Origin of the sequence: uncultured Porphyromonas sp. (genome assembly GCF_905372525.1) — a bacterium.
Classification (GTDB): Bacteria; Bacteroidota; Bacteroidia; order Bacteroidales; family Porphyromonadaceae; genus Porphyromonas.
The window spans coordinates 1-21,555 of record NZ_CAJPPN010000009.1 but is presented as its reverse complement, the minus strand read 5'-3'; the positions used below and the strand labels follow the sequence as shown (position 1 = coordinate 21,555).

Below are 21,555 nucleotides of genomic sequence, written 5' to 3'. Positions count from 1 at the left end.
GCGAAGCAACGTACAGACAGCTCACCTCGGCCCTGGGTAAATATAGAGGTGGTGTCCATACGTTGCTTCATGGGGTATTCAGCCTAATGCTTGGTAGACTAGTGCTGACGCTCGAAGTCCTTCATAGCCTCTACGAGGAACTCTACGCTCGTCTTGGGCAGAGCGTTGTAGAGCGAGGCACGGAAGCCCCCTACGGAGCGGTGTCCCTTGATGCCAGAGATACCACGAGCCGTAGCTAGGTCGAGGAATTCCTTCTCGAGCTCCTTGTACTCGTCCTTCATGACGAAGCAGACGTTCATGATGGAGCGGTCTTCGGGGTGGACGGTACCACGGAAGAAGCGGCTGGAGTCGATCGCATCGTAGAGGATACGTGCCTTCTCGAGGTTGATCTTTTCGAGAGCCTTCACACCACCGAGCTCCTTGTACCACTTCATCGTCTGTAGGGCGACGTATACGGGGAAGACGGGGGGCGTGTTGAACATAGAGTCCTTCTCGATGTGCGTACGATAGTCGAGCATCGTAGGCAGAGGACGGTCTACGTGGCCGAGGGCATCACGGCGTACGATGACGAAGGTCACCCCGGCGGGTGCGACGTTCTTCTGTGCACCACCATAGATCAGGTCGTACTTAGCGACATCTACCTCACGGGTGAAGATATCGGAGGACATATCACCCACCAGGCGTGTCTTGACGTCTGGGTCATAGCGTAGCTCTGTACCGTAGACGGTGTTGTTGGTCGTGATGTGTAGGTAGTCTACGTCGTCTGGTACTTCGTTCTTTTCCCAAGGCTTGGGGTACCAGACGTAGTTGTCTGCCTTAGAGGAGAAGGAGACGACCTCGCCGACGAGCTTGGCTTCCTTAGCAGCCTTGCTCCCCCACGTGCCGGAGTCTACGTAGGCAGCCTTCTTGCGAAGGAGGTTGAGCGGAGCCTGATAGAACTGAAGGCTGGCGCCCCCACCGAGGAAGATGACTTCGTAGCCCTCGGGTACGTCGAGGAGCTCCTTCATCAGCTTGCGAGCTTCCTCCATCGTTGCGGTGAACTCCTTGCCACGGTGAGATACTTCGAGGATAGACAGGCCTGTACCTGCATAGTTGAGGACTGCGGAGGCAGCGTCCTTGATCACACTTTCGTCCAGGATGGATGGTCCGGCCGAGAAATTGTGCTTCTTCATAAGAGCAGTATTTGAAAATGAATAGTTATTGACTTCGATGTTGTCTTCGTGCTTACTAGGGGGCGAGTTTACCTCCAGCACCAGTGCTGAGGGCTATCACATCCCACTAGCAAAGGTATCAAAAAAACAATCACATTGTCACTTTACTCTATTATTTCGATTTTTAACCTAAACCCTAGAGGGTTACCCGTTGATACTTAGGTAACTAAAATACTTTACGATATACCGTCTCCCCTTTCACTTCCTCGTGTTCCTCCCTCCTTTAGTTGTGATAATGACACGTCTCACCCTCTGTAGCTCCCCTCTCAGTCTCCTAATCGCTGTCAAATGAACAGCCTTTTGGCTTCCCCTTCATGATGCTGTCCCAATAGGCTTAAGCGAGCCCCAATACAGCGGGCAAAGGTCGGGTATCTTCGTCCCTATCCATTAAGTATCGGATGGGTTCCCTCCCACGGGCTTGCCCCCCATAGCCTATCACCTCCCGAGGGAGGACTCTATGCTATACAGGCGGGAGGTGGGCTAGGAGCAGAGAGGAGTGTACTATAGGATGAGGGGAGCTCAGCGACGTCCCACTTGATGATCTTGTATTCACGATAGTGCCTTGCGGACAAGGGGGAGGTAAGCCGCTATATAATCAAGAAGAGGCGAGGGGGGCACTACATAATTGCCCCCCCTCGCCTCGGAGTAGGAAGTAAGGTCATACTGACCTAGAAGTGGAATGTGGCATAGAGCCCGAGCACGGGAGAGCTCCGCTCGGGGGAGGCCATGTACTTGGCTTCGAGGCCGACGGCACAGTAGTAGGCGAGGTCTACCGAGAAGCCTAGGCCTGCGTGCATGACGGTCTCACTCGTGTCGATATCCTCCTCTCCCAGCTTGTAGTGGGAGTGGTATCCCGCTACCCCGATGAGGGGGTAGAGGCTACACCGCCCCTCGGCCACGGGGATGAGATAATGGAGATTGAGACCGAAGAGGAAGGCTGAGGTGAAGCGCTTCGTCTCCGCCTCTACCCTCCTTGTCTTGTTGGGTCGCTCTGGGAGGAAGAGGTCTACAGTGCCCTCGAAGCGGATCCTCTGAGAGAGGACGTACTGAAATCGTCCTCCCAGCCCGGTCCTGCTCCCCTTGGTCTGGTAGCTGTAGCCGACTCCGATGGACTTATCCCCTCTCTGATGGGCTTCAGCCAAGGCGGAGACAAAGAGTAGGAGCAGTAGGATGATATACCTTTTCATCTATAGATGACTATGTGCTAATGTGATATGGCGAGTACTTGTGATAGGGGCTCTCTAGGAACTTGCGCCTCCTACTTGAGCTTGAAGGTAAAGCCTTCCTTGAGCCATTGGCGCTCCCCATCGTTCGAGACCTTCACGAGTTGGTCATTGTGCGAGATATGAGAGTACTCGACCTGGTAGGGCTCCCCCTGGTAGCGCGGGGCGATGAGGAAGACACGTCCCTTGAGGTGACAGGTGCCGTAGCCGACTCCCCTGAAGAAAGACCGTGCTAGGAAGGAGACCTCCATGTCACAGGCGACCCAGCCCTGAGTATCGTTATGGTAGATCGGGTATAGGTTCACCTCGTGCTGGAGCTCTCGCCCACTCTGTGGGGCGATCGTCTTCTGGATTGTCTGGGCGATCAGCCCCGCAGCGTAGTCCAGGCTTTTCCCATAGTCAGCCCGTAGCTGACGTTGGATACTCTCCTCGGAGGGCTGACGAGACTGGGAGGTCTGCTCGGGTATGCCACAGCTCTGTAGGAGCGATCCGAGGACGGCGAAGCCGAGGAGGAATATAAGTGCTCGGCGTAGGGTATGAGATCGTAGCATGATAGGTTAGTTGAGGTTGAAGCTAATGCTCGCTAGAGCCTTGGACTCCCCGAGCCATCGTGCGAAGTCATTGGCCTTCTCGGGGATGAAGGAGATAGCGTAGGTCGTAGGTCGTAGGGCATAGTTTACATAGAGCGTCCCCGTGACCTCGGCCTGTAGGTAGTTCAGAGAGAGCAGGTACTGCTTCGCCTTCCAGGAGACCTTGAGTTCGATGGAGGCAAGCGCTCGGACATCGTCGTAGGTGATCTTCTCCTCGTCGAAGTGCCAAGTGTAGGAGTAGCGTGTATTAGGGGAGAGCCTCTTTGACTTCTCATCGGCTATCCGTTCGGCCGCACGCTCTATGAGGCGCAGGAGCTGGATCTGGGAGGGACGGGTGGAGGGCAGTGTGGGGTCGCTGGGCTTGGTTGGTTTTGTTCGACTTGGAGTGTCGGAGCCCGAGGATTGTTCCTTGGAGCTTGGTGAGCCCATAGGCTCTTCGGCGCAAGAATGGAGGATGGATGCACTCAGCCCGAGGGCTAGGAGGATCGGTAGGTGCTGGCGTAATATATGCCACATAGAAAGATCGCTGTTGGCTCTCCGTCCCCTTCCGAGCCTTAGTCAGTTGAATAAGAGGAAGGCGTGGGGACGCACGCTCATCCTCTAGGGTCAGGCTCGTGAGAATAGCCTATGCAGAGACGATGATACGATACGACTCCCCACGCCCACAAGGCATGGGGAAGCCGTTATACCATCCTTCGCTGCATTGAATTTTCTCACGATTCGACCCTGCAAAGGATGAAGCATAACGCTTCCTTTTGATTATATAATAGCCAACGCTTTTTAGCTATTGGCCTCGGCAAAGATAAGGTATTTCGCCTTGTGGGGCAAAAGAGCCCCTTCTCACCACTTCACTCGATACATACCACCCTTATCCGCCCTGGTCGTGTCTCTTGGGCTAACTGTGCCTCCTTGATACCGTCCTGTATCAAGCGCTACGAGCGGACGAAAATCCTCTGCCTAAGAGCGTGTGAGTGTTCATCACTAGAGCCTCTTAGGGCTCGATGATATATGCCCAAAGGGCTACGAAAGAGTACTCCCTCTGGGTGGAGGGGACAGCCCACTATCAGCTTACTCGACCTAGGTCCTACTTAGCTAGGTTGCTCTACGGTCATGGGCTACTGGGAGGACATGATCCTCCAGTGGAAGTAAATCGTATCAGCCGCGATCACCTTGCTCTGTCCTGTGTAGCCTCACTTATGGCGGTAGGAGACGGGCAAGGAGCAGAGAGGAGTGTACTATAGGATGAGGGGGAGCTCAGCGACGTCCCACTTGATGATCTTGTATTCACGATAGCGCATCCCATTGCGTTGCTGGAGGATCAGACGGACGTTGGGGTAGTAGCCGCTGAGAATAATGAGATACCCGCGACTATGCTCAAGTATTCCTTTGACCAACTTGGATATGGAGGATGGCTTTATCCGTTTCATATCCCAAGGTGTTAGCTCCCGGTACACAGCTGTGTCTGCCAAGTATAGTTCATAAAGTATGGTTTTAGATACGTTATCTAGGTCGAAGAGTTTAAGTTTTTGTGTCTCCTCAATGAGAAATGAATAGAGACAACTATCGATGGGAGACCGTTTCGCAATAGGGGAAGTATGCATAAGGAAGTTTTTATCAGCCCTTGCCACGAACTTCCCGTTTCTTCTTACAACGATGTTGATCGTATCTGTGCTCCTAACCTGGCTCTCGGGTTGGGTCTGTGCACGGAGGGTCGAGTAGCTCATCAAGAACAATCCCAAGAGGGCTAGGGTATAGGTTTTCATTATCTATCTGTATAGTCAAGGAGCCTCGCTGGTAGTGTGTGCTACAAGCCTAAGTCCGTCCTAATGTCGTGGGCAAAGGTAGAGATTTTCGTCCATGCTCGCAGGTATAAGAAAGGTCTCTATCTCACGTGCCAGCGTATGCCCCCGAAAAAGTTAAGTGGGGTGGTATCCGAACCTTCGGATACCACCCCACCCCATATATACGAGGGCCATCCTAGACCGATCTGCTAGAAGCGAATGCCATAGACCATCTCGAGCCCGACGCTGATTGCACTCTCGGTATTGGTCGTCCTCCAGTAATGCCCTCCACTATAGTATGCAACCTTTGTACGGAAGAAGTTCAGCCCCGTAGCCAGACGTAGGTAGCTATTGTCCGTTACCCCAAACGTCCAGCCAAAGTAGGGTCCAAAGGCCAGTGTATACTGCGGGCGATCATCCCCCATGGCATACTTGTGTCCAAAGAGTGTCGCTCGATCCCACTCGCCATCGAAGCGTAGGCTCAGATAGCCACCTGTGTGATATAGGCCACTTGATGAATCTCGAGAGAAGTGCCAGCGTGGCTCAATGTCCACGAAGGGAATTAGTCCACCGAAGGTGAATTGCTTGCCGTTCACATCCCTCTTTGCACTAAATCCCGCTCCAACAACAAGGCCAGTCCGAGAAACTACAGAAAAGTGGCGAGCTAGCGTCAGCTCGTAAAGGAGGACATTATGCGAGCCGAGCTCTACACCTAGGGAATGCGTGCGCACCTGTGCGGTCATGGAGCCAAGTCCGCAGAGAAGCCCCAAGGCTAGCATCAGTACTTTCTTTATCATATTATCGGTTAGCATGAGAGATTATAGCCTTCCCGGCTGTGGTTATGGGCGATGGCAAAGAAATCTCCACCGACAAGAGTCCCCCGATGGAGAGGTAAGGTCGAGTTCATTTTGGCACGAGGATATGCATCCTACCCCGAGGATGGTGATCCATCCCCATGTCCATCTGGTTCGTTTTGATTTCAGATACATCCGTTTTTTTAGTTTGTTCATACTCTCGATTGATATGCATCTTCTCCTGCATTGGATGCAATAATAGATGCATTTCGCCTGCAAATGTATAACAACTATTGTTTAATGATCAATGTCCCCGAAAGCAATTCAGTTGTCATCCGACACATGAGAGTTTTTTCTACTTAAAAGCCTCCCCTGAAGTGTTCTACTTTCTAGTGGAGAATACACTCCTACTTATCCTCCGAATAGCCCCCCAATAACACTACTGGGATGAGCCTCTGCCCATTGCTCTCGGGGCGCTCTGTAACTTGCTCTGCGTCAGGTGCTCCTAGAGGGAGAAAACGTTCATACCGAGAACGCTCTCACGCTCTCGGTATGAACGCCCTTGCGCTCTCGGTAAGAGCGTTCATGCGTTCTTTACTAGAGCGCAAGGGCGTTCTTTACTAGAGCACTTTTAGCTGGTGCGGGGAGGATGGTGTGGCGCAATTGGGAGGTTCGTGTATCGGTTTGTGGTAGAGTAGGATGCGCTATTGTAGCTCCCTCTCACCATCGCCTCTGTGTGGGAGGGGGTAGATAGATGTCTTTGGGCGAGGTAGCAGATACCTTTTGTGGGGGGTGAGTAGATGCCTTTGATAGGGCGGACAGATACCTTTGGGGGGATGTGGGCGGATGCTTGAATGGGGTGTGAGCTAATATCTTTGAGAGGGCGGACAGATACCTATGGGGGATGTGGGCAAATGTTTGAGTGGGTGTGGGCGGATGCTTGTGAGAGGTGTGGGCTGATGCTTGGGAGGGAGGGCGATCTGATACCTTGGATGAGGAGCGGGCAGATACCTATGGGGGATATGGGCGAATGTTTGAGTGGGTGCGGGCTGATACCTTTGGGAGAGGGAGTACGCTCGTTTGACCTTGGTTCGCTATATTTGTAGGGAACGAATAGATGGACAGGCATGAACCTACAGCAACTAGAATATATCCAGGCCCTAGATCGCTTCCGCCACTTCGGCAAAGCCGCCGACTACTGCAACGTCACCCAGCCTACCCTGAGCACGATGATCCAGAAGCTGGAGGAGGAGCTCGGGGTAAAGATCTTTGACCGAAGCCACCAACCGATCATCCCGACCGACGTCGGGCGACGTATCCTCGACCAAGCAACACGTATCCTCATCCAGTCTGAGCAGATCCGAGAGCTCGTACGTGAGGAGGAGGAGAGCCTCTCGGGCTCTATCTCGCTGGGGATCTTGCCCACCATCGCCCCATACCTCCTACCCCAAGTCCTACCGAGGCTGGAGAAGGATCTCCCGCACCTTCGTATCACCTTCGTCGAGCTCAAGACGAGCGAGTGTCTGGAGGCTCTTCGCCTGGGCTCAATCCAGATGGCTATCGTGGCCTCTCGGGCAGAGGTGGACTATCTCGTAGACCATCCATTGTACTACGAGGAGTTCATGGGCTACGTCCCACGGGGCTCGGATCTCTTCGCCGAGGAGCATATCCGTACGTCGGATGTGGGGAAGAAGCACCTATGGCTGCTGGACGAGGGGCATTGCTTCCGAGATCAGCTGGTGAAGTTCTGTCACCTGCGCTTCGATCCTCACCATCCCCACAGCTATAGTAGGGGGAGTCTGGAGACCTTCATGCACTTCGTGGAGCAGGGCAATGGGGTGACCTTTATCCCAGAGCTAGCCGTGGAGCAGCTGGAGGCACGGCACCGAGAGCTCGTACGCCCCTTTGCGCTCCCACGCCCGACACGTGGGGTCAATCTCGTGACCCATCGGGAGTACGTGCGCACCGCCCTCATCGAGGCTATGAGAATCGCCATCACCTCGTCCGTGCCGAAGCGGATGCTACACCTACAGCCTGGGCAAGACCTCGTGTGAGCGCCCTCACCCATAGACAGAGCGAGCCCCCGATGACCTACGTATGGTCGTCGGGGGCTCGCTCGTATTATGGAGTCGGCGGTAGGCTACTTGAGGTACTTGTCTAGCCAGCCGAAGAAGGTGCGTTGCCAGAGCAAGGCATTCTGTGGACGTAGGATCCAGTGGTTCTCATCGGGGTAGATGAGGAGCTCGGCGGGGATGCCACGGAGCTTGGCTGCATTGAAGGCGGCCATGCCCTGCCCAGCTAGAATACGGTAGTCACGCTCCCCGTGGATCACGAGGATGGGTGTATCCCAGTTGGCTACCAGGCGGTGGGGGGAGTTGGCGAAGGTACGCTGAGCGACCTTGTTATCCTTGTCCCAGGGAGCACCGCCCATATCCCAGTTAGCGAACCACATCTCCTCGGTGGTCATGTATTGCATCTCGAGGTTGAAGATCCCAGCGTGAGCGATGAAGGCCTTGAACCGCTTCTGATGCACCCCAGCGAGGTAGAATACGGAGTAGCCCCCATAGCTAGCACCGACACAGCCGAGGCGGTCAGCGTCGATATAGGGCTCCTTCTTGAGCTCATCTACGGCCGTAAGGTAGTCCTGGATGTTTTGCCCTGAGTAGTCGCCACTGATCTGCTCGTTCCATGCCTTGCCGAAGCTGGGTACGCCGTGGCGATTAGGTGCGATGACGATGTAGCCCTGCTCTGCCATGAGACGCATATTCCATCGGTAGGAGAAGAATTGGCTGACGGGGCTCTGAGGACCGCCCTGACAGAAGAGCACGGCGGGGTACTTCTTCGTCTTGTCGAAGTGTGGGGGTAGGACGACCCAGGTGAGCATATCCTCCCCGCTGGTGGTCTTGAGCCAACGCTTCTCCACGGTGATAGGGGCGAGCTGGTCGAGGGTGGACTTGTTCTCTGCGGTGATGGCCTGGGCTACACCCGTCTTGGGGTCGACGAGGTAGAGATCCTTGGGGACGATCATGCTCTGTCGTCCAGCTAGGAGCTTGCCAGCGGTGAAGTCAATGGAGGTGTAGTCGTGCTGTCCTGTGGTGATCTGACGGATCTTCTTCGTCCCTAGAGGTACCTGCCAGAGCTGGGTCTCGGCGTGCTTGGTGCAGAGGAAGTAGATGGACTTGCTGTCGGGAGCCCAGACGGTCTCATCGACGTCGTACTCGAAGCCCTCGGTGAGGTAGGTCTTCTTCCCGAGCTCCATGACGAAGAGACGCTTGAGGTCGGCTTCGTAGCCGTCACGCTCCATGCTGATCCAGCTGAGCTTGCGCCCGTCTGGAGAGAAGCGAGGATGGGTGTCGTAGCCTCCGTTCCCCTCGGTGGCATTTATCGTAGAGCCAGCGATGACGTTGTAGAGGTAGATGTCGGTATTGGTGGAGAGGGCATAGTCTAGGCCGACCTTCTTGCGGGAGGAGTAGGCGAGGGTATTGCCGTCGGGGCTCCATGAGAGTTCCTCCGAGCCCCCGAAGGGCTTGGTGGGGGCTTCGTAGGGCTCACCCTCTAGGATGTCCTTGCCCGAGGTGATGGGGGCGTCGCCGACGGTGGCGATGAAGATGTGGGGGATGGTCTCTACCCATTCGTCCCAGTGCTTGTACATGAGATCGGTGATGACACGACCTGTAGCCTTGGGGAGGTCGGGGTAGGTGTCGGAGGCTGACTTGCCGAACTTGATCTCCTTGATGTAGGCTAGTCGCTTCTCGTCGGGCGAGTAGAGGTAGTCGGAGATCCCCCCCTCGATATTCGTGACCTGTCGGCGGTCGCTCCCGTCGGGGCGCATGGTCCAGAGCTGTGTGGCTCCACTCTCGCTGGAGAGGTAGCTGATGCGTCGCCCCTGCTGGATCCATCGTGGAGAACTCAGGCCGGGGATCGCCTTGGTGATCTGGGTGCGGCCGGTACCCTGTGCGCTGATGGTGAAGAACTCGGTACGGATCTTATTGTCCTGGATGTTGGGGAAGCCTACGCTGTAGACGACGAGCTTCCCGTCGGGGGAGAGTGCGCCCGAGCCGACCCGTGCTAGGGTGAGCATCGTCTCGGGGGTCATGTGGGCAGGGCCATCGGCCAGCACGGGGCTGGTGGAGGCTAGGGTGGTAGCCGTCATGAGGGCTGCTATCTGTCGCTTGATCTTCATTGTGATGGGGATGAATGTATAGGTCGTACGTGGGGGCACTAGGAGAGGCGTAGCTGTAGCTGCTCCTTGAGCTGCTGTACATCGGGGTTGATCTCGATGAGCTTCTTGAGCCGATCCTCGGGTGTGAGGGCTAGACGGGACTGCTCCTCGGTGCTCTTCTCCCTGAGGCTAAGCACGAGGCGGGTATTGTGTAGCGTCCTGCGGAGGAAGGACTGGAGCTGGGGTAGGACAGCCTCCACGGTCTCGCGGATGGCATTGCCTGGGGGTAGGGCGAGCTCTGCCTGCCCCTCGGTCTGCAGGGTGGGGAGCTCGGCATGCAGGATATTACGGCAGATGATCTGCTCACTGCTTAGCTCCTGCTCCACGAAGCGTACATAGGCACGCTGGAGCTCCTCCTCGGTGAAGGGCTCATGCTCCTCCTCGGTAGGGGACTCGGACTGCCCCGCCTCGCTCGCTTCGCCAGCCCCCGTACGGCGCCGACCGAAGAGCTGTCGCCTACCCCCTGCTACTTGTTCGCTCGAGGGCGTGGACGTCACGGGCTGAGGTGCGGGCTGTGGAGACGCTACGGGCTGAGCGATGGGCTGAGGTGCGGGCTGTGGAGACGCTACGGGCTGAGGTGCGGGCTGAGCTACGGGCTGAGGTGCGGAGGGAGGGCTAGGAGCAGAGGTCGGCTGAGTAGGGCTCGCTGGCTGAGGCTGAGGAGCTGTGGTGGGGGTAGGGGTGGGGCTCGCCTGGGTGCTCGGCGTAGCCTGCGCCGAGGCTCCAGCCTGGGGCTGTGCGGACGAGGCGGTACTAGGGGGCGGAGTCGCTAGCTCCCCTGCGGTGTGGAAGGTGCTGACGAGCCCAAGGAGCGTCAGCTCGATCAGGAGACGCTTATTCGTCGCCTGCCGATACTGCTGGTCTGCCTGCACCAGAGCACGGATAGCGGCGAAGAGCTGGGCTGGGGTACAGCGGGAGGCCAGGGCTTCGTAGGCCTGTGTGACCCGCTCGGGCTTCTCCAGGAGGACACTCGTCCCCGGGTGCTGGACGACCAGGAGGTCTCGAGCGAAGGCTGCCAGCCCGGCTAGGATCGTCTGTCCCTCGAAGCCCTTGCCCAGGAGCTCATCCAGCAGTAGGAGTAGAGAGCGATAGTCGCCCGTGAGCAGATGATCAAAGGTGCGGATAAAGTAGGAGTAGTCCAGCACGTTGAGGCTCTCTAGGGCATGCTCGTAGGTGATCTGCCCCCCGGCAAAGCTCGCTATGCGGTCAAACATCGAGAGCGCATCACGCATCCCGCCGTCAGCCTTCTCGGCGATCAAGCCAAGGGCGGCCTCGTCGGCTACTATCCCCTCGCTCTGGGCGACGTACTGCAGGTGGTGAGTGATGTCCCCGACGGTGATCCTCTTGAAGTCGTAGATCTGACAGCGGGAGAGGATCGTGGGTAGGATCTTGTGCTTCTCGGTGGTAGCTAGGATAAAGATCGCATAGGAGGGAGGCTCCTCGAGCGTCTTGAGGAAGGCATTGAAGGCCGTGACCGAGAGCATGTGCACCTCGTCGATGATATAGACCTTGTACTTGCCGAGGGCAGGGGGCATGGTGACCTGCTCGGTGAGCTGGCGGATGTCCTCGACGGAGTTGTTGGAGGCTGCGTCGAGCTCAAATATATTGAAGGAGCGTCCTTCGTTGAAGGCTCGGCAGCTCTCGCACTGGTTGCATGCCTCGCCCTCTGGGGTTAGATTTAGGCAGTTGATCGTCTTGGCTAGGACACGTGCAGCGGTGGTCTTCCCCACGCCACGGGGGCCACAGAAGAGGTAAGCATGGGCTAGTCTCCCCTGCTGGACAGCCGTACGTAGGGTCGAGGCCATAGCTCCCTGCCCGACGATGCTCTGGAAGCTGTCGGGGCGGTACTTACGTGCCGAGACGATATAGTTATCAGCCATAGTGCTTTATTCTGTAGGATATGTATAGGTACAAAGATAGCGATCTTCACTGACCCAAGGTATAAGGGCTTACCCGAGAGATGTCCTAGCAAAAACGATGCGTCCCAGCTCGACGGATCGAGCTGGGACGACTTCAAGGATTTTAGAGTGCCTTGTGTACACGACTCCAGGTGATACACCTACACTATATTCTACCATAAAGGTAATACCTCTGGCTTTGTCTCCGAGTCACGAGGTCGGGCTGGTGCGTGCTCCCTACCCGTAGGCTTCGCCCTCGGAGCCCCTTGAGTAAGGTACATCTCTGGGGGTGAGGAGTTTTGCCTACGCTCTGTACCCCTAGACGTTACCCCTCGGTCTCAGATCTCAGAAGGGACTCTATGGAGGATATACCTAGAACGAGTGTGTATACACGTGTGTATACTATAGTGTACCCACGTGTATACAGTAGTGTACACGCGTGTATACCACCCCCTCCTAGAGGGCAGGTCTACACCGAGCAAACCTACGCCTGGGAAGCGGTGGAGTCGCCCCCGTGTATAGGGGCTAGAGAAACGCAACAGCCCCACACTACGTTAGGTAGTGTGGGGCTGTAGACTTATGGTTGCTTGGGGGGAGCGGCTTAGCCGTTTACCTTAGCCATGTGAGCAACGAGGTCGAGGACCTTGTTGGAGTAGCCGATCTCGTTGTCGTACCAGCTAACGAGCTTGACGAAGGTGTCCGTCAGGGCGATACCAGCCTTAGCGTCGAAGATAGACGTGCGGGTGTCACCGAGGAAGTCGCTAGATACGACGTCTTCGTCCGTGTAGCCGAGGATACCCTTCAGCTCACCTTCGGAAGCCTTCTTGATAGCTTCGCAGATCTCTGCGTAGGTAGCAGGCTTAGCGAGGTTCACCGTGAGGTCAACGACAGATACGTCGAGGGTGGGGACACGGAAGCTCATACCCGTGAGCTTGCCATTGAGTTCGGGGATCACCTTACCTACAGCCTTAGCAGCACCCGTGCTAGAGGGGATGATGTTGCCAGCAGCGGCACGGCCACCACGCCAGTCCTTTGCGCTAGGACCATCGACGGTCTTCTGCGTAGCGGTGGTAGCGTGTACGGTGGTCATGAGACCGTCGGTGATGCCGAAGTTGTCGTGAAGCACCTTAGCTAGGGGAGCGAGGCAGTTCGTGGTGCAGGAAGCGTTAGAGACGAACTGAGTACCCTTGACGTACTTGTCGGTGTTCACACCGCAGACGAACATAGGGGTGTCGTCCTTGGAGGGAGCAGACATGACGACGTACTTAGCACCAGCGTCGATGTGTCCCTGAGCCTTTTCCTTCGTCAGGAAGAGCCCCGTGGATTCTACTACGTATTCAGCACCGATAGCAGACCACTTGAGGTCAGCAGGGTTCTTTTCTGCGGTTACGCGGATGGTCTTGCCATTGACGACGAGGTTACCGTCCTTGACCTCGACGGTACCGTCGAAGCGACCATGCATCGTGTCGTACTTGAGCATGTAGGCCATGTACTCTGCGTCGAGCAGGTCATTGATACCTACGATCTCGATGTCGCTGCGCTTCTGGGCAGCACGGAAGACAAAACGGCCGATACGTCCGAAGCCGTTAATACCAACTTTAATCATCTTACTTGTTCTTATCGTTAGAAACTCTGATTGCTTATACTGTCTGGGCAGTGAGACGAGGAGACACCCTGCCAGCCTGAGGGCCGATACATGACACCTAGACTAGGATAGAGGCTGAACCTTACCTCATTGCCCTACAAAATTACAGAATTTTATCCATATGCTAGAGACCTTCCTGAAAAACATAACGAAGGGACGATTGTCCCCCTTCCCATGGGGCTAAATCGCCCCCGGGCTAAGCCCCACGATGCCCCCTCCCTCAGGCGATGAGTCCTGAGGTTGTGCGGGGAGAAAGATATAGGATGGGAGTGTCGGCTAGAGCGAGTCGATGTGTCGCCCACGGCGTGCATCGATCCCGATCAGGATGAAGAGGAGGAAGGTGAAGCCCCAGAGCGAGGAGCCCCCGTAGCTGAAGAAGGGCAGAGGGATCCCGATCACCGGGACGAGCCCCAGCACCATACCTACATTGATGAAGAGGTGGAAGAGCAGGATCGAGGCCACACAATAGCCATAGACCCGACCGAAGCGTGAGACTTGGCGCTCGGCCAGAGCGACGATCCTTAGGATGAAGATCCCATAGAAGATCACGAGCGAAGCCGAGCCTACGAAGCCCGACTCCTCGCCTACGGTGCAGAAGATGAAGTCCGTCTCCTGCTCCGGCACATAGTTCAGCTTCGTCTGGGTGCCCTTGAGGAAGCCCTTGCCCGTGAGTCCCCCTGAGCCAATAGCGATCTTGGACTGATCGACGTTGTAGCCCTTGCCCCGTAGGTCACTCTCGATGCCTAGGGCGACCTTGATACGTACCTGTTGGTGGGGCTGTAGGATGTCGTTGAAGACGTAGCTCACCGAGTAGAAGAAGCCCAGCGAGCCCAGCGCAAAGAGCGCCATCATCGCATAGCGTAGGAGATAGTCCCTGAGGGCTAGGACGATGAGCCCCACGATCAGCAGGACGACTAGGATCACGGCGATATACGATAGGTCAAAGGGCATGATGAGACTGATCCCCCCAGCGAGCACGTAGACCCCTAGGGTAATGCCGATGATGTAGCGGAGTACCTCGGTGCGCTCCCTCGGCTCTGGACAGTAGGTGGCATAGAGCGCTGTCGTAAAGACGAGGATACTATTGCAGACAAAGAAGAGGTCGGCATCCGTCTCGCCCCACCAGAGGGTATCCTCTAGGATCAGCGCACCGATGAAATACGTGGCCGCAGCAAAGCTAAGCCCCATGAAGAGCCCTGAGAAGCCCTCGCGAAAGAGGGCAAGGAAGAGCGCCAAGAAGACCAGCGCCGAGCCCGTCTCCTGCTGTAGGAGGATGAGCCCAACGGGTAGGAGGATGATCCCAAAGAGCTTGAGGTAGCTCGCATAGGTCTTGATCTGGAAGTCGTACTGATTGCAGAGCCATGCGATCGTCAGCGAGGTGGCCACCTTGGCAAACTCTGCCGGCTGTAGACGTACCGGCCCCAACACGAGCCAGGAACGAGAGCCCTTGATGTCCGGGGCGATGAAGATCGTCACGGCTAGTAGCCCCATCATCGCTACGTAGAAAATCGGGGCTCCTACCTCATAGGTGTCCGAGTCAAAGGACAGGACGACGACCCCGATGAAGAGCCCTAGACCGATCCACAGTAGCTGCATCATCGGGCGACCACCGGGGGTAAAGAGTGTGGCGGTCTCGAAGTTGTACGAAGCCCCACAGATGGTGAGCCACCCGAAGAGTACGAGGATGAGATACATCGTGATGGTCACCCAGTCGATGGAGCGGAAGAGGCTCGCCGAGGGATTGTGTCTGCGCATCATGGGCTAGATGTCGTTGAGGTAGTTGAGACTCTTCTGCTCGATCTGGTTGGCCACAGCCTCGCCCGTCGTGGAGAGCTTGCCCTGGCGCAGATAGTACTCCATCATCACACGTCCGATAGGTACCCCAAACTGCGCCCCGAAGCCCCCGTTCTCCACGTATACCGAGACGGCAATGCGAGGCTCGGTGCGTGGGGCAAAGCCGATGAAGGCCGAGTGGTCCTTACCGTGAGGGTTCTCCGCTGTCCCCGTCTTGCCACAGACCTCGATCTCGCCTGGGGCAAAGTTGGCTGCTCGGCACGTCCCTCCCTTCACCGCTCCAGCCATACCCTGGACGATGTACTCCCAGTCTGCAGTCGGTATCCCCGTCTGCTGACGGTGCGTGTAGAGGGTGTCGAGTGGGGTACCAGCGATACTGCGTACGACGTGGGGGCGGTAGTACGAGCCTCGGTTGGCGATGATCGCCGCTAGGTTGGCTATCTGTAGTGGGGTAGCGAGGATCTCTCCCTGCCCGATAGCGATGGAGATGATGGTGCTGGAGTTCCAGTTCTTGCCATAGGCCTTGTCGTAGACCTGACTATTGGGGATGTAGCCACGCTTCTCTCCGGGGAGGTCGATGCCTAGACGGTAGCCATAGCCGAGAGAGATAATGCGTTGCTTCCAGTGCTCGAAGGCCTCCTGTACGGTCGGGTAGAGCTTCCTGTCGTCCAGCAGGAAGTGTAGCCCCCAGCAGAAGTAAGCATTACACGAGGTCGTCAGGGCAGGAATGAGCGAGACGGGCGAGGGGTGACCGTGACACTTCGGGCGGTTGCCTAGTCGGGGGTAGCCTCTGAAGCAGGAGAGGGGAGTCTCGGGGGTGAGGACTCCCTCGGCGAGGTAGATAGCCCCCTGAGCAGGCTTGAAGGTCGAGCCCGGGGGATAGTTCCCCTGGATAGCACGGTTGAGTAGGGGCTTGCCAAAGGTCTCCTCGAGAGCACGGTGGTTGATCCCCTTGTTACGCCCTGAGAGCAGAGCTGGGTCGTAGCCTGGGGCGGTGACCATAGCGAGTACCTCGCCGGTGCTAGGCTCGATGGCGACGATAGCTCCTCGCTTGCCCCTCATCAGTCGTTCGCCGAGGGCTTGGAGCCCGGAGTCGATGGCGAGCGTGACGTCCTTGCCCTTGATGGGGGCTCGGTCGTGCGCACCACCATCCAGGCGCCCCTGGATGCGTCCACGTGAGTCTCGGTAGAAGATCTCCTGCCCCTTCACGCCACGTAGAGCCTCCTCATAGGTGCGCTCTACACCACTACGTCCCACGAAGTCCCCACGGATGATCGTACTATCCCGCTCTAGGTCACTCGGGCTGGCCTCGGAGAGGTAGCCGAGTAGGTGAGCGGCATGGTGGTAGTCGTACTGGCGGATGGTACGGGAGCGGATGGAGAGCCCACTGAACTTGTAGAGCTGCTCCTGGAAGCGTCCCACATCCTCGGTCTCGAGCTGAGATACTAGTACCTGAGGGGTATAGGGCGAGTAACCCCTATTGACCGTACGGTCACGTAGGAGCTTGAGGCGAGCGACGATGTCCTCACGTGGGATACGGAGGATCTCTGCGAGGAGGGTCGTGTCGAGCTGTCCCTTGACGTCCTTGTTGACGATCATCAGGTCATAGATCGGGCGGTTAGCCACGAGGAGGGCGCCGTTGCGGTCGTAGATGACCCCACGGGAGGGGATGGTGGAGAGGATGTAGTAGGCGTTGTTCTCCGCTCGCTGCTTGTAGTCTCCACTTAGGAGCTGTAGGAAGGCCAGGCGAGCGACGAAGGTCACGACGACGACGAAGGTCAGGCTGATCAGGAGCCAGCGCCGACGGAAGAGATCTTCATTCATCTAGGCTTAGCTGTCATGTCCCTCACCGAGCGAACCGACGAAGGCCAGTGTGATCAGGCAAAGAAGGAGAGAGAGCCCATAGCCAGCTCCGAAGCTAATGACGACGTGCAGGTCGCTAGCTAGTGCCCCTGCCTCTAGGACATAGAGGACGATGTGGTGGATCAGTAGTAGTAGGCTCATCAGGATGGCGGCCCCGGTGCGTAGGGTACCATAGAGTGGGAGGGCTTGCTCGGGAGCCTTCTTGTCCTCCAGCAGCCCGAGGAGCATCGGACGGGCAAAGGCCGCAGCGGTCAGGGCAGCGGCATGTAGCCCAGGCGTAAGTCCTAGGATGTCGATCACGGTGCCGATCACGAAGGCATGGAGGAGTAGGGAGACCTTCCCCGCATTGATCGGTAGTAGGAGCAGTAGGACGGGGTATAGATAGGGGGTAGCCACTCGGAAGAGTGCCACTGGACTCAGTAGCCAGACCTGTAGTGCCACGACGAGGGCACAGACGACGAGGAAGCGAAGGTAGGTCTTATTCATCGTGTCGGACGGAGTCTTCGAGGGCTCGAGCCTCCTCGACGGGCTTCTCGAGGAGGATATATACGTAGCGTAGCGATTGGAAGTCGGTGGCCAAGCGTACCGGGAAGTTTGCAAAGACCCCAGCGCTCCCCTTCACGCTCGAGGGGACGGAGTCGGCCACCGTACCTACCATCATCCCCTCGGGGAAGAGGTAGGAGTAGCCACTCGTCACGATCGTATCTCCCCGACGGGGATGAGCATGAGGGGGGACATTGCTCAGCACGGCCTCATTGGAGTTAGGGTTCACCGGGGCAAGTAGGGTACCACTGACCCCTTGGCTCGAGAGGGAGCAGGAGAGGCGCATGTTTTGGTTGAGGATCGGGATGACCAGCGCATAGTGCCTCGAGGTCGAGTACACCGCTCCGACGACCCCGGTGGCGCTCATCACCCCCATATCCTTGCGAATGCCGTCGGCCTCCCCCTTGTCGATGGTGAAGAAGACCTCTCCGATACGAGACGTCCTATTGAGGACTCGAGCCACGACGTACGACCCCTCCCCCAGGCTCACGCTGTCGGTGACCCGGAGGCGGGGTAGCTCTCGGTAGGCCTGTAGCTCCTGCATCTGGCGCATCAGGTGGATATTGGCTTGGCGGAGCCGTGCATTCTCCGCCAGTAGCGTCTTGTTCTCGGGGCGGAGGTCGATGTAGTCCCAGAACTCCGTCATCAGCTCATTGACCCGACCCAGCAGGGCATTCGTAGCATACCAGCTCACACTCCTCGAGTAGAGGGTGTTGCTGAAGACCATGCTCAGGGCGATCCCCTCTAGTAGGAGGAAGACGAACCAGTGCTTGGATCTGCGGAGGAACTCAAGGAGCTTGTTCACTAGGACGACTCAGAGGAGCGAAGGGAGGGCTTAGCGGAAGAGGAAGTTGAAGTTGTGGATATTACGCAGAGCGATCCCCGTACCGATAGCCACGGAGTGGAGAGGGTTCTCAGCGATCTTGAACTCGAGCCCGAAGCGCTTCGAGAGACGCTTGTCTAGGCCACGGAGTAGCGCTCCACCGCCCGTCAGTACGACCCCGTTGGCGACGATGTCGGCGAAGAGCTCAGGGGGCGTAGCCTCCAGCGTGCGTAGGATGGCGCTCTCGATCTTGCCGATTGAGTTGTCGAGGCATTCGTTGATCTCCTGGTAGTTCACCGATACCTTGCGGGGTAGGGTATCCATCATGTTGGCCCCCCAGACGATGTAGTCCTCGGGTACCTCGTCGAGCTCGGAGAAGACGGCTCCGACCTTGATCTTGATCTGCTCGGCGGTGCGCTCCCCGACCTTGATCTGGTGGCGGTCACGCATATGATCCATGATGTCCTGCGTGAGTTCGTCTCCAGCAGTATCTATGGACTGATCCTCCACGATCCCCCCGAGGGAGATGACGGCGATCTCTGTCGTCCCACCGCCTATATCGACGATCATGTGTCCCTCAGGCGCCAGGACGTCTATCCCGACGCCGATAGCTGCGGCCATAGGCTCGTAGATCATATATACGTCACGTCCCCCGGCGTGCTCGCTGGAGTCACGTACGGCACGTATCTCTACCTCGGTGCTCCCAGAGGGGATACAGACGACCATACGGAGCGATGGGGTGAACCAGCTGTGGCGACGACTGATCATGCGGATCATGCCACGGATCATGTGCTCGGCAGCGTCGAAGTCGGCGATCACACCCTCGCGCAGTGGACGTATCGTACGGGTATTGGCATTGCCCTTTTCGTACATCTCTCGGGCCTTCGTACCCACAGCGATCATCTCGCCCGTGCGGTTGTCGAAGGCCACGACCGAGGGCTCATCGAGGACGATCTTGTCGTCCTTGATGATGATGGTATTGGCTGTGCCGAGGTCCATGGCTAGCTCTTGCCTGAAGGAAAATAGTCCCATGCTTGTCTCTATACTTGGTTGGTGAGTCTTATTTGCTGTTTGTTTAGTGCTTGAAGTGGCGGATGCCTGTCATGACCATCGCCACACCATACTTGTCTGCCGCTGCTATGCTGTCGGCGTCTCGTACGGAGCCCCCGGGCTGTGCCAAGGCCGTGATGCCAGCCTCTGCAGTTAGCGTCACGCAGTCGTCAAAGGGGAAGAAGGCATCGCTAGAGAGTACCGCTCCCCGGAGGTTGAAGCCGAAGTGGCGAGCCTTCTCGATCGCCTGCTTGAGAGCATCCACACGCGAGGTCTGCCCTACACCCGAGGCGATGAGCTGTCCGTCCTTGGCTAGGACGATCGCATTGCTCTTGCTGTGCTTGACGAGCTTCGTCGCGAAGACCAGATCAGCCTGCTCGCTCTCGGTGGGCGCTACCTTAGTAACGCACCGTAGGTCGGCTATAGTCTCTGTGGCCTGGTCGGTCTGCTGAGCGAGCACTCCGCCCAGCATCGTACGGTAGCTCCAGTCGCTGGTGACGGGAGCTGTCTGGCGCAGGAGGATACGGTTCTTCTTGCTCTGTAGTACCTCGAGCGCCTCGGGGGAAAAGTCTGGAGCGATGAGTACCTCTACGAAGAGCTTGTCGATCTCACGAGCAGTCTCGAGGTCGATCGGGCGGTTGGCGATGAGCACCCCTCCGAAGGCTGAGACGGGGTCACCTGCCAGCGCATCACGCCAAGCCTCTAGGAGGGTAGGACGGGAGGCACAGCCACAGGCATTGTTGTGCTTGAGGATGGCGAAGGTGGGCTCGTCGAAGTCTTGGATGAGGCTGACGGCAGCCTCGATGTCCTGGAGGTTGTTGTAGGAGAGTTCCTTGCCGTGCAGCTGGGTGAAGTACCGAGAGAGGTCTCCGTAGAAGACTCCACGCTGGTGTGGGTTCTCCCCATAGCGCAGGGGCTGTGCTGTGTCTACACTGAGGCGCAGGGCGGAGGCATCGGCTCCGTCGAACCAGCGGAAGATGGCCGCGTCGTAGCCAGAGCTCACGGCGAAGGCACGACGGGCTAGGTGGCGACGCTGCTCTAGGGTGGTACGTGCGCCCTGGCTCTGCAGGTAGCCTAGGAGCGTAGCATAGTCTGCCTGCGAGGGGATGATCACGACGTCCTCGTAGTTCTTCGCTGCTCCTCGGATTAGGCTGATCCCGCCGATGTCGATCTTCTCGATGATCTCCTCATCGCTCGCCCCTGAGGCTACCGTTGCCTCGAAGGGGTAGAGGTCTACGATGACGAGGTCGATGAGTGAGAGCCCGTACCGAGCGACTTCCTCCCGATCCGTCTCGTGCGAACGGCGAGCCAAGATACCCCCCTGGATGGCTGGGTGTAGGGTCTTGACCCGTCCGCCGAGCATAGAGGGGTACTGCGTTAGGTCCTCTACCTCGGTGGTCTCGTAGCCGAGACTCTTGATGAAGGTACTTGTACCACCTGTCGATACAAACTCTACTCCTTGCTGGTGTAGGAGGGCTAGGATCTCTGCTAAGCCTTCCTTGTGGAACACAGAGATCAGTGCTCTGTGTATTGCCTTCTCCATTTCTTGTATGTCTGCGCTATATAGCTATGTTGTAATGAGTTCAGGGGGCGGCTCGCCTCTTGTCCTATACCGGGAAAGAAGACCCCACCTAAGCCCCTAGCCTACACAAAAATAAGTAATTTCTGTATACTCACTCAATTCTGTATATATTATAGTAGGAGTAGAGGCACCCGAGGGGAGGTGAGCAGGGTACCTCTGAGGGTTCGTCTCTTAGCCTGTACGGAGCCTGCACGGGCATGCTCATGACCTGCTGGGCTCCTCTGCACACCTCCATCACAGTAGCTATTGGGGGGAGATAGAGTGTGTAATTGGCAGGGGAAAAGCGAAATATATTTGGTGATTTCAAAAGTTTAGACTACCTTTGCACACGATTTGTGAAGGGAGCCTCATTACTTCAGTTATTGGGGATATGTACCAACCAATTATTGACTCTGTAGCTCAGTTGGTAGAGCAAGTGACTCTTAATCACTGGGTCGTGAGTTCGAGCCTCACCGGGGTCACTACTCCTGACACAAATCAATGACTCTGTAGCTCAGTTGGTAGAGCAAGTGACTCTTAATCACTGGGTCGTGAGT

General features: G+C 57.0%; 16 protein-coding genes and 1 tRNA gene. 2 read left to right on the top strand and 15 right to left on the bottom strand.

Annotation, left to right across the window (positions count from 1 at the left end; translation table 11 throughout):
• Positions 1-98 precede the first annotated feature (98 nt).
• The 6 genes from serC to QZ170_RS02925 all read right to left on the bottom strand — a co-directional run bounded on the left by serC (position 99) and on the right by QZ170_RS02925 (position 5,602).
• Positions 99-1,172, bottom strand: coding sequence for a 3-phosphoserine/phosphohydroxythreonine transaminase (gene serC, locus QZ170_RS02950; RefSeq protein WP_297176840.1), 1,074 nt, complete (start codon positions 1,170-1,172; stop codon positions 99-101).
• Positions 1,173-1,879: 707 nt separating this feature from the next.
• Positions 1,880-2,398: an outer membrane beta-barrel protein gene (locus QZ170_RS02945; protein WP_297176837.1), complete on the bottom strand. Its 519-nt coding sequence runs from the start codon at positions 2,396-2,398 to the stop codon at positions 1,880-1,882.
• Positions 2,399-2,469: 71 nt separating this feature from the next.
• The gene (locus QZ170_RS02940) at positions 2,470-2,985 is read right to left on the bottom strand and encodes a hypothetical protein (RefSeq protein ID WP_297176835.1); all 516 of its coding nucleotides are present in this window, start codon (positions 2,983-2,985) and stop codon (positions 2,470-2,472) included.
• A 6-nt stretch (positions 2,986-2,991) separates the two neighbouring features.
• Positions 2,992-3,540 (bottom strand): hypothetical protein, encoded by a 549-nt coding sequence (locus QZ170_RS02935; protein WP_297176832.1) that lies wholly within the window; start codon positions 3,538-3,540, stop codon positions 2,992-2,994.
• A 719-nt stretch (positions 3,541-4,259) separates the two neighbouring features.
• Positions 4,260-4,451 (bottom strand): hypothetical protein, encoded by a 192-nt coding sequence (locus tag QZ170_RS02930; RefSeq protein ID WP_297176830.1) that lies wholly within the window; start codon positions 4,449-4,451, stop codon positions 4,260-4,262.
• Positions 4,452-5,014: 563 nt separating this feature from the next.
• On the bottom strand, positions 5,015-5,602 hold the full coding sequence (locus QZ170_RS02925) for a hypothetical protein (protein ID WP_297176827.1): 588 nt from the start codon (positions 5,600-5,602) through the stop codon (positions 5,015-5,017).
• Between the two features lie 1,124 nt (positions 5,603-6,726).
• Here QZ170_RS02925 and QZ170_RS02920 point away from each other — a divergent pair.
• Positions 6,727-7,653 (top strand): hydrogen peroxide-inducible genes activator, encoded by a 927-nt coding sequence (locus QZ170_RS02920; protein WP_297176824.1) that lies wholly within the window; start codon positions 6,727-6,729, stop codon positions 7,651-7,653.
• A gap of 86 nt (positions 7,654-7,739) precedes the next feature.
• Here QZ170_RS02920 and QZ170_RS02915 read toward each other — a convergent pair whose 3' ends face one another.
• The 9 genes from QZ170_RS02915 to purH all read right to left on the bottom strand — a co-directional run bounded on the left by QZ170_RS02915 (position 7,740) and on the right by purH (position 20,980).
• Positions 7,740-9,782 (bottom strand): S9 family peptidase, encoded by a 2,043-nt coding sequence (locus tag QZ170_RS02915; RefSeq protein ID WP_297176821.1) that lies wholly within the window; start codon positions 9,780-9,782, stop codon positions 7,740-7,742.
• Positions 9,783-9,820: 38 nt separating this feature from the next.
• A complete protein-coding gene (locus QZ170_RS02910; protein WP_297176818.1) occupies positions 9,821-11,701 on the bottom strand; it encodes a DNA polymerase III subunit gamma/tau in 1,881 nt (626 codons plus the stop codon).
• 619 nt (positions 11,702-12,320) lie between these two features.
• Positions 12,321-13,325 carry a type I glyceraldehyde-3-phosphate dehydrogenase gene (gene gap, locus QZ170_RS02905; RefSeq protein ID WP_297176815.1) on the bottom strand — a complete coding sequence of 335 codons (1,005 nt, stop codon included), beginning with the start codon at positions 13,323-13,325 and terminating at the stop codon, positions 12,321-12,323.
• Between the two features lie 315 nt (positions 13,326-13,640).
• On the bottom strand, positions 13,641-15,119 hold the full coding sequence (gene rodA, locus QZ170_RS02900) for a rod shape-determining protein RodA (protein WP_297176925.1): 1,479 nt from the start codon (positions 15,117-15,119) through the stop codon (positions 13,641-13,643).
• A gap of 6 nt (positions 15,120-15,125) precedes the next feature.
• A complete protein-coding gene (mrdA, locus tag QZ170_RS02895) occupies positions 15,126-16,982 on the bottom strand; it encodes a penicillin-binding protein 2 (RefSeq protein ID WP_297176813.1) in 1,857 nt (618 codons plus the stop codon).
• A gap of 6 nt (positions 16,983-16,988) precedes the next feature.
• Positions 16,989-17,507: a rod shape-determining protein MreD gene (locus tag QZ170_RS02890; RefSeq protein WP_297176810.1), complete on the bottom strand. Its 519-nt coding sequence runs from the start codon at positions 17,505-17,507 to the stop codon at positions 16,989-16,991.
• Entirely contained in the window at positions 17,500-18,369 is an 870-nt protein-coding gene (gene mreC, locus QZ170_RS02885; protein ID WP_297176807.1) for a rod shape-determining protein MreC, read from the bottom strand. Before mreC ends, QZ170_RS02890 begins: the two co-directional genes overlap by 8 nt.
• A gap of 30 nt (positions 18,370-18,399) precedes the next feature.
• The gene (locus QZ170_RS02880; RefSeq protein ID WP_297176805.1) at positions 18,400-19,419 is read right to left on the bottom strand and encodes a rod shape-determining protein; all 1,020 of its coding nucleotides are present in this window, start codon (positions 19,417-19,419) and stop codon (positions 18,400-18,402) included.
• A 43-nt stretch (positions 19,420-19,462) separates the two neighbouring features.
• On the bottom strand, positions 19,463-20,980 hold the full coding sequence (purH, locus tag QZ170_RS02875) for a bifunctional phosphoribosylaminoimidazolecarboxamide formyltransferase/IMP cyclohydrolase (protein WP_297176802.1): 1,518 nt from the start codon (positions 20,978-20,980) through the stop codon (positions 19,463-19,465).
• Between the two features lie 427 nt (positions 20,981-21,407).
• Here purH and QZ170_RS02870 point away from each other — a divergent pair.
• Positions 21,408-21,480 (top strand) — tRNA-Lys (locus tag QZ170_RS02870).
• The last annotated feature ends 75 nt before the right edge of the window (positions 21,481-21,555 follow it).